The following is an 11,871-nucleotide window of genomic DNA, read 5'->3' on the forward strand; positions in this document are numbered from 1 at the left end:
GGACCGCGACATGGCTGAGCTGATCCGCGCGGCGCGCGGCGCCACCCGTACCGCCAAGGGGTGGCCGCAGGAGGCCGCGCTGCGGATGCTGATGAACAACCTCGACCCGGACGTCGCCGAACGCCCCGACGACCTGGTGGTGTACGGCGGCACCGGCCGGGCGGCCCGGGACTGGCCGTCCTACCACGCGCTGGTGGCGACGCTGACCGAGCTGGCCGACGACGAGACGATGCTGGTCCAGTCGGGCCGGCCAGTCGGCGTGCTGCGCACCCACGAGTGGGCGCCCCGGGTGCTGCTGGCCAACTCGAACCTGGTCGGCGACTGGGCGACCTGGCCGGAGTTCCGCCGGCTGGAACAGCTCGGCCTGACCATGTACGGGCAGATGACGGCCGGCTCGTGGATCTACATCGGCACCCAGGGCATCCTGCAGGGCACCTACGAGACGTTCGCGGCGGTCGCCGCCAAACTGGCGGCGGGCCGGACGGCGGAGCCGGCGGCTGACCGAAGCGAACCCGGCGGGGCCGACCCGACCGCGCCGCCGGCCTGGATCGACCGGGTCGGCGCCGCGTCGCTGGCCGGCACGCTGACCCTGACCGCCGGCTGTGGCGGGATGGGCGGCGCGCAGCCGCTCGCCGTCACCATGAACGGCGGGGTGTGCCTGATCGTCGACGTCGACCCGCAGCGACTCGCCCGCCGGGTCGCCACCGGCTACCTGGACACCGTCGTCAGCTCGCTGGCCGAGGCGGTCGCGGCGACGCAGGCGGCCCGGCGGGACCGGCGGGCGCTGTCGGTCGGCGTGGTCGGCAACGCGGCGACCGTCTTGCCGCAGCTGCTCGCCGACGGCGTCGAAATCGACATCGTCACCGACCAGACCAGCGCGCACGACCCGCTGAGCTACCTGCCGGTAGGGGTCGAGCTGGCCGACGCGGCGGCGTACGCCGGCCGGGCACCGCAGGAGTACACGCAGCGGGCCAGGGAGTCGATGGCCCGGCACGTCGCCGCGATGGTCGGCTTCGCCGACGCCGGCGCGGAGGTGTTCGACTACGGCAACTCGATCCGCGACGAGGCCCGGCTCGGTGGCTACGACCGGGCGTTCGACTTCCCCGGTTTCGTGCCGGCGTACATCCGGCCGTTGTTCTGCGCCGGCAAGGGCCCGTTCCGGTGGGCGGCGCTGTCCGGCGATCCGGCCGACATCGCCGCCACCGACCGGGCGATCCTCGACCTGTTCGGCGACAACGAGGCGCTGGCCCGCTGGATCCGGCTGGCCGGCGAACGGGTCGCGTTCCAGGGGCTGCCGGCCCGGATCTGCTGGCTCGGGTACGGCGAACGGGAACTCGCCGGGGCGCGGTTCAACGAAATGGTCGCCGCCGGGGAGCTGGCCGCCCCGGTGGTGATCGGTCGGGACCATCTGGACTGCGGGTCGGTGGCGTCGCCGTACCGGGAAACCGAGGCGATGGCCGACGGCTCGGACGCGATCGCCGACTGGCCGCTGCTCAACGCCCTGGTCAACGCGGCCAGCGGCGCGTCCTGGGTGAGCATCCACCACGGCGGCGGGGTCGGCATCGGCCGGTCGCTGCACGCCGGTCAGGTCTGCGTCGCCGACGGATCGGCGCTGGCCCGGCAGAAGATCGAACGGGTGCTGCGCAACGACCCGGCGACCGGGGTGCTGCGCCACGTCGACGCCGGATACCAGCTGGCCGGTCAGGTCGCCGCCGCGCACGACCTGCCGGTGCCGATGGGCCGCGGATGACCGGCCCGGCCCCGGTGACCACCGCTGACCCGCTGGCCGAGCGGTTCCGGGCGATGTGGGCGGAGCTGGCCGGCGTCGGGCGTGATCCGGCGACCGGCGGCTACCTGCGCTATGCCTGGTCAACGGCGGAGTTGACCTGCCGGGAGTGGTTCACCGCCGAGGCGGTCCGGCGCGGGCTTGCGGTGCAGGCCGACGGCAACGGCAACCTGTGGGCCGACTGGGTACCGTCCGGCGTGGATCCGGCCGCCCCGGCGGTGGTCACCGGTAGTCACTTCGACTCGGTGCCGCACGGCGGCGGCTACGACGGACCGCTCGGCATCGTGTCGGCGCTGCTCGCCGTCGACGAGCTGCGGGACCGTGGGTTCACCCCGGCGCGGCCGGTGACCGTCGCCGCGTTCGTCGAGGAGGAGGGGGCCCGGTTCGGCCTGGCCTGCCTCGGGTCGCGGCTGCTCACCGGCGGCGTGTCGGCGGCGCACGCGCTGGCGCTGACCGACTCCGACGGAGTGACGCTGGCCGAGGCGATGCGGGCGGGCGGCACCGACCCGGCTGGGGCCGGGCCGGACCCGCACCGGTTGGCCAGGATCGGGGTCTTTGTCGAGTTGCACGTTGAGCAGGGCCGGGCGTTGGTCGACCTCGGTGCCCCGGTCGGGGTAGCCAGCATGATCTGGCCGCACGGGCGGTGGCGGCTGGAGTTCACCGGGGCCGGCGACCACGCCGGGACCACCCGGATGGTCGACCGCCGGAACCCGATGCTGACCTGCGCGCACACCGTACTCGCCGCCGAGGCGCAGGCCCGCCTGCTGGGCGCGCACGCCACCATCGGCCGGATCTCGGTGCGGCCCAACGCCACCAACGCGGTCCCGGCCCAGGTGCACGCCTGGCTGGACGCGCGGGCCGCCGACACCACCGCACTGGCCACACTGGTCGAGGCGGTCGGGGCCGACGCGGCGGCCCGGGCACAGGCGGACGGTACGTCGGTGGCGGTGGTCCGCGAGTCGGACAGCCCGCCGGTCGCCTTCGACCCGGACCTGACCGACCGGATCGCCACGGCGGTGGGTGCGCGGCGGACCGCTGCGGTGCCGGTGCTGCCGACCGCCGCCGGGCACGACGCCGGCGTCCTGGCCGGACACGTGCCGACGGCGATGATCTTCGTGCGGAATCCGACCGGGGTGTCGCACGCCCCGGACGAGCACGCCACCGACGACGACTGCGCCGCCGGGGTGCGGGCCCTCGCCGCCGCGCTGGCCGACCTGGCCGGCGAATGAAGCGGCCGGCGGATCGGGCGGCCCGGATGAGCTGGTACGCCGAACACGCCTGGCTGGGCGGGCCGGCCCCGGCGGCCGGGGTGCTGATCGAGGCCGAGGCGGGCCGGTTCACCGCGGTCACAGCCGGGGTGGCGGCACCGCCGGGCGTGCCGAGGCTCGCCGGGGTGACCCTGCCCGGCCTGGCCGACACCCACTCGCACGCCTTCCACCGGGCGCTGCGCGGGCGGACCCCCGACGGCCGGGGCAGCTTCTGGACCTGGCGGGAGCGGATGTACGCGGTCGCCGGGCGCCTCGACCCGGACAGCTACCTGGCGCTGGCCCGCGCGGTGTACGCCGAGGCGGCGCTCGCCGGGGTGACCTGCGTCGGCGAGTTCCACTACCTGCACCACGATCCGCAGGGCCGGCGCTACGCCGAGCCCAACGTCATGTCCGAGGCGCTCGCGCAGGCCGCCACCGACGCCGGGGTGCGGATCACCCTGCTGGACACCTGCTACCTGACCGCCGGGGTGGACGGGGCACCGCTGACCGGGGTGCAGCGCCGGTTCGGCGACGCCGACGCGGCCGACTGGGCGGACCGGTCCGCCGGGTGGCGGCCCACCGGCGACCACGTCCGGGCCGGCGCGGCGGTCCACTCGGTACGAGCGGTACCGGCCGCCGAGCTGCCGGTCGTCGCCGGGGCGGCGGCGCAGCGGGGCGTCCCGCTGCACGTACACCTGTCGGAGCAGCCGGCCGAGAACGCGGCCTGTCTGGCCCGGTACGGCCGGACCCCGACGGCGCTGCTGGCCGACGCCGGGGTGCTCGGCCCGGACACCACCGCGGTGCACGCCACCCACCTGACCGATACCGACGTGACGCTGCTGGCCGGCGCGCGGGCCGGGGTCTGCCTCTGCCCGACCACCGAGCGGGACCTGGCCGACGGGATCGGCCCGGCCGGCCCGCTGGCGGCCGCCGGGGTCACGCTCAGCGTGGGCAGTGACAGCCACGCGGTGGTCGACCTGTTCGAGGAGGCACGGGCGGTGGAGACACACGAGCGGCTGCGCACCGGCCGGCGGGGGCAGTTCTCCCCCGGCGAGCTGATCTCAATGGCTGCCGAAGCCGGGCACGCCGCGCTGGGCTGGGCCGACGCCGGCCGGATCGCGGTCGGCGCCCGTGCCGACCTGGTCACCGTCCGGTGCGACAGCGTACGGACCGCCGGGGTCGACCCGGCCGGGATGATCTTCGCGGCGACCGCCGCCGATGTCACCGACGTGGTGGTCGACGGCCGACCGGTGGTCGCCGACGGCCGGCATCTGCACGTCGACGTACCGGCCGAACTGGCCGCCGCGATCCGGGTGGTGACCCGGTGACGGCGGTGAGCGGCACGCTGCTGGTGACCGGCATCGGGGAGCTGGTCACCAACGATCCGACCCACGACGGCGGCCCGCTGGGGTTGCTGACCGACGCGGCGGTGCTGGTCGACGGCGACCGGATCGTTTGGGTGGGGCGCGGGGCGCACGCGCCGGCCGCCGACCGGCGGTCGGACGCGGGCGGCCGGGCCGGGCTGCCGGGCTTCGTGGACAGCCACGCGCATCTGGTCTTCGCCGGGGACCGGGCGGGCGAGTTCGCCGCCCGGATGGCCGGCGTCCGCTACGACGGCGGCGGCATCCGGACCACGGTGGCGGCGACCCGCGCCGCCGGCGACGACGAGCTGCGCGGCACCGTCGGGCGACTACGCCGTGAGGCGCTGCGGCAGGGCAGCACCACGATCGAGATCAAGAGCGGGTACGGGCTCAGCATCACCGATGAGGCCCGGTCGTTGCGGGTGGCGGCGGAGTTCACCGACGAGACGACGTTCCTCGGCGCCCACCTGGTGCCGGTCGAGTACGCGGACCGCCCCGACGACTACGTCGACCTGGTCACCGGCGACATGCTGGCCGCCGCGGCCCCGTACGCCCGCTGGGTGGATGTGTTCTGTGAGCGCGGCGCGTTCGACGCCGACCAGGCCCGCGCGGTGCTGGCCGCCGGGGCCGCCGCCGGGCTGGGGTTGCGGGTGCACGCCAACCAGCTGGGTCCCGGCCCTGGGGTATCGGTGGCGGTGGAGTCGGGGGCCGCCAGCGCCGACCACTGCACTCATCTGTCCGACGCGGACGTGGCGGCGCTGGCCGGGTCGGCGACGGTGGCGACGCTGCTGCCGGGCGCGGAGTTCTCCACCCGGGCGGCGTACCCGGATGCCCGCCGGCTGCTCGACGCGGGAGCGACGGTGGCGTTGGCCACCGACTGCAACCCGGGTTCGTCGTACACCACGTCGATGCCGTTCTGTGTGGCACTGGCGGTCCGGGAGATGGGGATGACGCCGGCGGAGGCGGTCTGGGCGGCGACCGCCGGTGGTGCCCGGGCGCTGCGCCGCGCCGACGTCGGCGTGCTGCGCCCGGGCGCCCGCGCCGACCTGCTCCTGCTCGACGCGCCGTCCCATCTGCACCTGGCCTACCGGCCGGGTGTGCCGCTGATCCATCAGGTCCTGCACGACGGAGTACCGACATGTCCACTGTGACGATCGAACCGGACGGAATGACCGCCGCACAGGTGCGGGCGGTGGCCCGGGACGGGGCACGGGTCGAGCTGAGCCCCGGCGCGGTCGCGGCGATGGCCCGCAGCCGGGACATCGTCGAGTCGATCGAACGCGACGGCCGCCCGGTGTACGGCGTCTCCACCGGTTTCGGCGCGCTGGCCAGCAGTTTTGTCGCGCCGGACCGGCGTTCGGAGCTGCAGCACGCGCTGATCCGCTCGCACGCGGCCGGGATCGGCGCGCCGATGCCCGACGAGGTGGTCCGGGCCATGCTGGTGCTGCGGGTGCGGTCGCTGGCGCTGGGCCGTTCCGGGGTGCGGCCGCTGCTGGCGCAGGCGCTGCTGGACCTGCTCAACCATCGGATCACCCCGTGGGTGCCGGAGCACGGGTCGCTCGGTGCCTCCGGTGACCTGGCGCCGTTGGCGCACTGCGCGCTGGTGCTGATGGGTGGAGGCTGGGTACGGGACCCGGACACCGGGGACCGGGTCGACGGCGCGGCGGCGCTGCGTCGGGCCGGGCTGGCCCCGGTGGAGCTGGCCGCCAAGGAGGGTCTGGCACTGATCAACGGCACCGACGGGATGCTCGGCATGCTGCTGCTGGCGGTCGAGGACGCCGGGCACCTGTTCACCATGGCCGACGTCACCGCCGCGCTGGCGATCGAGGCGATGCTCGGCTCGGACCGGCCGTTCCAGGCCGACCTGCACACCATCCGGCCGCATCCCGGTCAGGGCGTGTCGGCAAGCAACATCCACCGGCTGTTGCAGGGCTCGGCGGTGATGGACTCGCACCGCGACGATCTGCTGCACGCGGTGCAGGACGCGTACTCGATGCGGTGCGCGCCGCAGGTGGCCGGGGCGGCCCGGGACACCCTGGCGTTCGCCGGCACCGTCGCCGGCCGGGAGCTGCGGTCGGTGGTGGACAACCCGGTGGTGCTGCCGGACGGGCGGGTCGAGTCGACCGGCAACTTCCACGGCGCGCCGCTCGGCTTCGCCGCCGACTTCCTGGCCATCGCGGCCGCCGAGGTCGGGTCGATCAGCGAACGCCGGGTGGACCGGCTGCTGGACCTGAACCGGTCCCGGGGCCTGCCGGCGTTCCTGTCCCCGGACGCCGGGGTCAACTCCGGGCTGATGATCGCCCAGTACACCGCGGCCGGCATCGTCGCGGAGAACCGCCGGCTGGCCGCACCGGCCTCGGTGGACTCGGTGCCCACCTCCGGCATGCAGGAAGACCACGTCTCGATGGGCTGGGCGGCGACCCGCAAGCTACGTACCGTGCTGGACAACCTGACCAGCCTACTCGCGGTGGAACTGCTGGCGGCGGTACGCGGCCTGCAGCTGCGCGCCCCGCTGCGGCCGTCGCCGGCTGGGCAGGCGGCGGTGAAGCTGGTCGGCGGGGTCGCCGGTCAGCCGGGGCCGGACATCTTCCTGGCCCCGGCGTTGGAGGCGACGCGCGCGGTGGTGGCCGGCACCGAGCTGCGGGCGGAGATCGAGGCCCGGATCGGCCCGCTGCGCTGACCCGATGCGTGTCGCCGTCACGCCCTGCCGGCCCGCCTTCACCGATATCCGCTCGGAGCGCCGGGAGGCACAGCGATGCCCCGCTCGTCTCAGCAGGCCGCTGCGCGCCCAGGCCGTGTCATCAAATTCCCCGGCCGCGCTTGTGCAGGGTACGGAGCACCAGGTCCGGCCGTACCGCCCGGCTGGCGACGGCGAGGGCGAGGTAGGCGCGCGGCTCGCGCGGGTTGCGGGCCAGGGTGTGCCGGGCCCAGCGGATCGCCCCGCGGCGGTGCCCGGCGGCGGCCTCGGCGAAGGCGATCTGACCGGCGACCCGGGCTTCGCCGGCCGGCTCGGTGGCGAACTCCGGGTAGCGGTCCAGCAGCCACTGCAGGGCGGTGGCGATGGTGTCCCAGCGCTGCGCGAAGTAGGACCGTTTGTGCCAGCGGACCAGCACGTACGGCGTCCGCAGGTTGCGCAGCGGGGCGCTGCGGGCGGCCCGGAGCAGGAACTCGTAGTCCTCCGCGTAGCTGCCCGGGATCTCCTCGTCGACCAGCCCGAATCCGTCGACCAGCGCGGCGCGCCGGATCACGAACGTCGACGGGTGCAGCTCGGTCATCCGGTCGCGCAGCAGCGCGGCGAGCGACACGCTGTCGAGGTCGAGCACCCGGTCGTTGACGGTGCCGTCGTAACTGACCTGGATACCGCAGCTGACGAACTCGGCGTCCGGGTGGGCGAGCAGCTCGGCGACCTGGGCGGCGAGCTTGCCGGGCAGCCACCGGTCGTCGTCGTCACAGAACGCGACCAGCTCGCCGGTCGCGGCCAGGATGCCGCTGTTGCGGGCGCCGGCCAGGCCGGCGGTCCGGCCGTTGCCGATCACCCGGACCGTCCGGTGCGGATCGTCACTGGCCAGCGTGATGTCCGGAGTGGACTGATCGTAGACCACCACCACGTCGACGACGCCCGGATAGTCCTGCTCGCGGATCGCGGTGATGGCCTCGCGCAGCAGCTCGGGCCGGTCCCGGGTGGGGACCACGACGCTGACCGTCGGGGTCCGGCCGGCGGTCACCGCGACCGCCGGCTGAGCACGCGGCGCGGATGCGCCGATGAGATCAACCCTTCGATGATCTCGCCGACCCGGGCGACGGCCGCGAGTCGTGCCGCGTCGGTGCCGGCGTCGGCGGTGACGCCGAAGCTCGCCGGGGCGCGCAGCCCGTCCTCCAGCGCCTCGAACAGCGCCGTACGCGACTGGCAGAGCCGGACCAGCCCGGCGTCGGCCAGCCGGCGGGCGAACAGCATCTGATGGTCGTCGACGTGCTCGTCCAGAGTGGGATCCCGCGGTACGACGATCGGCAGGTGCCGGTGCCGACGCGCTTCGAGGATGGTCGCTGGGCCGCCGTGGCACACCACCAGGGTGGCCCGCTGCATGGCCTGCTGCAGCGCGTCGTGGTCGAGGAAGTCGACTGCCCCGGCCAGCTTCGGTGCCTGGCTGTGCCCGTACTGCACGATCAGCTCGACCCGGTCCGCGGCGGTGTGCCAGTCCTCCAGCCAGCCGATCAGCCGGTCGAACCGGTGCCGGTCGGTCCCGACGGCGACCAGGATGGTGCCGGTACGCGGCCCGACGCGCTGCCGGGGGATTCGTGCGGCGACGCTGGTCGGCCCGGTGTTCGACAACGCGGATTCCACCACGATCAACTCCTTGACCTGGCCACTTCTACTCTTGTTACGTTGACATGTCATCGTCATTCATAAATGCGCACAGTTATAGCAGGTTGCCAACGACGGTTGCCTCCGGGTACTGGCGCCGCTGCTCCTCCCACTGCACGAGCATCGCCGACAGGAAAGGGCGACACAGCCGCGCGGTGAGCGTCGCCGTGTCGATGCGGTCATAGACCTCGATGTAGATCGCCGGCACCCCGCGCAACCAGGCAAGGAACACGAAGGGAAAGGCCACTCCGGCACCGGTGGTGATTACGGCGGCGACCCGCCGCCGCCGGAAGATCCGCACCGCGAGCCGGGCGTTGCGGACCAGGTTCCGCAGGTTCCGGGTCGTCGGATGGTACGCCCACATGACATCTTCGCCACGCAACAGCGACGTGGCGTCCGGCGTGTCGAAGGTCACCCAGCACCGGGTTCGGTTGACGTACCACGGCTCGAGCGCGAGCAACTGCGCGAGGTGACCACCGCTCGAGCCGACGAGCAGGAGCGTGGGTGCACTGTCAACGTCAGGCACGTTGTTGGCCACAGATGCCCCCAGAGTTCACTAGCCGGCCAACCACTGTTTGCATTGACAATATATGCGACCACGGCCGGAAAGATAATTGGCGGGGGTCGCTTGACGCCTTCCCGTCGATCCACTTGACCTGCGACAACATCCCCGATCACCACAGCTCGCAGCTACACACCGAAACCGTACGACCACCGAGCATTCCAACAAGCAGTTACTATCCGTGCCCAAGAATGTGAAAGTATTTCTATCCGTTCGATAGGATTAGTAGGCAAGCAGACCCAGGCGCCACCGCCGGCAAGCTGGCAATCACGTGATCGACAATCCAGACGTCGGGCCCACGACAAGCGGGTCTCAATATATGAGACGATCCAGGGCGACTGTCAGTCGGCGCACCGCTGCTCGATCACGTCCAGCAGCGCCGGGTGCAGCGCCGGATTCCAACCGGCACCGCCGGCCGCCAGCCGCCAGGTCCGTAGCCACATCTCAATCAGGTAACTCTGGACGATCAGCCGCCGCCGCTCGGCGTCCACACCCAACGCTGGGGCCAGCCGGTGCAGTTGGGCGTCCACAGCAGCCGCCGCGCTCGCCGCCGGAGCCCCGTCGAGCACCAGTTTGCGCTGGAAGGCATCGTGCGCCAGGTCAAAGCCGACCGGTACGTCGGGGCCACTGTGCTCCCAGTCCCAGGCGACCAGCCGGCCGGCGTACCGGCCGAGATTCCACGGCACCCAGTCACCGTGCCAGTGACCGAACTCGACCCGCACCTGCTCGAACCGCTCGGCAAGCCGTTCCACCGCCGCTGCCAGCCGGCGTCCGGCCAGCGGATCCAGTGCACCTGCCGCCGCGGCGTCGGCGGCCGTACCGTCGGAGTCACCCGCGGCCGCGGCGGCCGACCGGCGCAGGCGGTCCAGGAACGCCGAGCCGGCCAGCGGCCGCGGCGCGGCCGGCGCACCACCCCGCCGGGCGACCGCCAGCACCGCCGCGACCTGCGGCGGCTCGCCCACCCCGACCCCTCGCACGTCGGCCGGCAGCGGCTCGACGACAGTGACCGCCTGACCGGACCACTCGCCTGCGGCCAGCAACCTCGGCACCATCGGATACTCACCCACCCCCGCTACCGGCGCCACCGCCGCCAACGCGGCTGCCTCGGCACGGACCAGTTCGCGGGTGGCGTCGTTCCATCCGATCTTGGCGTAGCCGCGCGGCCGGCCAGCCGCGTCGAACAGCTGCACCGTCGGCTTGTGGTTCGGGTCCGGCGGACGGACTCCGATCGCCGCGTACCAGCGCGCCCCGCCGGAGTGCGCCGCCAGATCGTCGACCAGGGTCAGCTGCCCGGCTGACCCCGGCCCGGCCGACACGGTCAGCACCGCCGGCCGGGTCACCTGCAGCACCCCGGTCCGGGCCGCCAGACCGAGCAACGCCCGGGGCAGCCGCACCCGCAGCGGGCGCAGCGCGTTGTACGCCCAGACCGAGGCGGCGGTCACCCGACGCGGCCCCAACGGCAACAGAAACCGGGCCCGGGCCGGCGACGGCACCACCGCGTACCGGGCCAGCAGCCGGTCGGCTGGATCCAGCGCCGGCTGCGACGCCCCGGCCGGCAGCAGCGTCAGCCGCACCCGTTCGTCCGGGAAGACCGCCCGGGTCACCCAACCAAGACCGTCGTCGCGGCGACGCGGGTCGGTGCCGGTCATCGCGGCGCCCCGGCCCAGTCCAGCCGCAACCCCAGCCGCTGCGCCAGCGCCTCGTTGTGCGGCTGGTAGTAGGCGGTCAGCTCGGCACGCAACGCGTCGTCCATCGGCGCCGACCGGCGGTCGTTGTACACCTTGAACGTCGGCAGCTCATGCCGGGGCAGGCCGAGGAAATCAAGGGTACGCAGATAGGCCGACCGGGTGTCGCGGTAGAACTCCTCGCTGGTCAGGAAGAGGAACTGGGCGCGGTCGAACCGGTCCAGCCAGGGCTCGAGATGCTCCAGGTAGCGCCCACGCGCCCGGTAGGTGTACCAGTCGTACGGCTCGGAGAAGTAGTTCGGATCGACGATCAGCCGGTCGCGCTCACCGGCGGTCCGCTCCGGCTCGCTCGCCAACGCCTGCGGGAAGTCCAGCGGCTCCTTGCCCTCGGTCCGCCGCTCCTTCCAGTGCGAGTACGCCCGCTCGACCGGATCGCGCAGCAGCACGATCAGCCGTACCTGGGGCAGCAGTTGCTGGACCCGCTCGGCGGCCGTCGGGTGGAACATGTACAGCGGAGCGGCCTCGCCGGCACGGACCGGGCCGCCGTACCGGGCGGTCAGCGCGGCGCGCTGACGCTCGGTGGGAAAGTGCGACCGGTACCACGCTTCCCCCCGCGACCAGTGCTCCTCGAAGTAGTGGGTGGCCTTGGTGTTCCAGGCCGGGAAGAGCCGCGGCACCAGCGGATGCTGGATCAGGTAGTTCCACAGCGACGTGGTGCCGCCGCGCTTCGTGCCGATGATCAGAAAGTCCGGCAGCGGGCGACGGTGACTGGTACGTACTCCATAGTGCACCATCGACTCGCGTACCTGGTCGGTCACCTGGGTCGGTACCGCCTGCTTGATGCGGTCCCTGATGGACGCCATGGCC

The 11,871-nt window shown here is 73.5% G+C and carries 10 protein-coding genes; 5 read left to right on the forward strand and 5 right to left on the reverse strand.

Features of this window, described 5'->3' with window-relative positions:
• Nucleotides 1-10: 10 nt before the first annotated feature.
• From ACFHWS_RS13930 to hutH, 5 genes are read left to right on the forward strand one after another with little or no spacing between them, the layout of a single operon-like run.
• On the forward strand, nt 11-1,750 hold the full coding sequence (locus tag ACFHWS_RS13930) for a urocanate hydratase (protein ID WP_416554664.1): 1,740 nt from the start codon (nt 11-13) through the stop codon (nt 1,748-1,750).
• On the forward strand, nt 1,747-3,015 hold the full coding sequence (locus tag ACFHWS_RS13935; RefSeq protein ID WP_416568319.1) for an allantoate amidohydrolase: 1,269 nt from the start codon (nt 1,747-1,749) through the stop codon (nt 3,013-3,015). Before ACFHWS_RS13930 ends, ACFHWS_RS13935 begins: the two co-directional genes overlap by 4 nt.
• Nucleotides 3,012-4,361 carry a formimidoylglutamate deiminase gene (locus ACFHWS_RS13940; protein WP_416568320.1) on the forward strand — a complete coding sequence of 450 codons (1,350 nt, stop codon included), beginning with the start codon at nt 3,012-3,014 and terminating at the stop codon, nt 4,359-4,361. Before ACFHWS_RS13935 ends, ACFHWS_RS13940 begins: the two co-directional genes overlap by 4 nt.
• Before the next feature lie 5 nt (nt 4,362-4,366).
• Nucleotides 4,367-5,545 carry an imidazolonepropionase gene (hutI, locus tag ACFHWS_RS13945; protein ID WP_416568321.1) on the forward strand — a complete coding sequence of 393 codons (1,179 nt, stop codon included), beginning with the start codon at nt 4,367-4,369 and terminating at the stop codon, nt 5,543-5,545.
• Nucleotides 5,533-7,074 (forward strand): histidine ammonia-lyase, encoded by a 1,542-nt coding sequence (hutH, locus tag ACFHWS_RS13950; protein WP_416568322.1) that lies wholly within the window; start codon nt 5,533-5,535, stop codon nt 7,072-7,074. Before hutI ends, hutH begins: the two co-directional genes overlap by 13 nt.
• 121 nt (nt 7,075-7,195) lie before the next feature.
• Here hutH and ACFHWS_RS13955 read toward each other — a convergent pair whose 3' ends face one another.
• From ACFHWS_RS13955 to ACFHWS_RS13975, 5 genes are all read right to left on the reverse strand, one after another.
• Nucleotides 7,196-8,119, reverse strand: a complete 924-nt coding sequence (locus ACFHWS_RS13955; RefSeq protein ID WP_416554670.1) for a glycosyltransferase family 2 protein — start codon at nt 8,117-8,119, stop codon at nt 7,196-7,198.
• Nucleotides 8,116-8,724 (reverse strand): glycosyltransferase, encoded by a 609-nt coding sequence (locus tag ACFHWS_RS13960; protein ID WP_416554789.1) that lies wholly within the window; start codon nt 8,722-8,724, stop codon nt 8,116-8,118. Before ACFHWS_RS13960 ends, ACFHWS_RS13955 begins: the two co-directional genes overlap by 4 nt.
• A gap of 88 nt (nt 8,725-8,812) precedes the next feature.
• Complete coding sequence (locus ACFHWS_RS13965; protein WP_416554672.1) at nt 8,813-9,295, reverse strand: UDP-N-acetylglucosamine--LPS N-acetylglucosamine transferase; 483 nt, start codon at nt 9,293-9,295, stop codon at nt 8,813-8,815.
• Nucleotides 9,296-9,660: 365 nt separating this feature from the next.
• Nucleotides 9,661-10,968, reverse strand: coding sequence for a hypothetical protein (locus tag ACFHWS_RS13970; protein WP_416554674.1), 1,308 nt, complete (start codon nt 10,966-10,968; stop codon nt 9,661-9,663).
• Nucleotides 10,965-11,867 carry a sulfotransferase domain-containing protein gene (locus ACFHWS_RS13975; protein WP_416568323.1) on the reverse strand — a complete coding sequence of 301 codons (903 nt, stop codon included), beginning with the start codon at nt 11,865-11,867 and terminating at the stop codon, nt 10,965-10,967. The genes ACFHWS_RS13970 and ACFHWS_RS13975 overlap by 4 nt, the downstream gene beginning before the upstream one ends.
• Between the last annotated feature and the right edge of the window lie 4 nt (nt 11,868-11,871).

It is taken from the genome of Micromonospora sp. LOL_013 (assembly GCF_048060315.1).
Taxonomy (GTDB): domain Bacteria; phylum Actinomycetota; class Actinomycetes; order Mycobacteriales; family Micromonosporaceae; genus Micromonospora_E.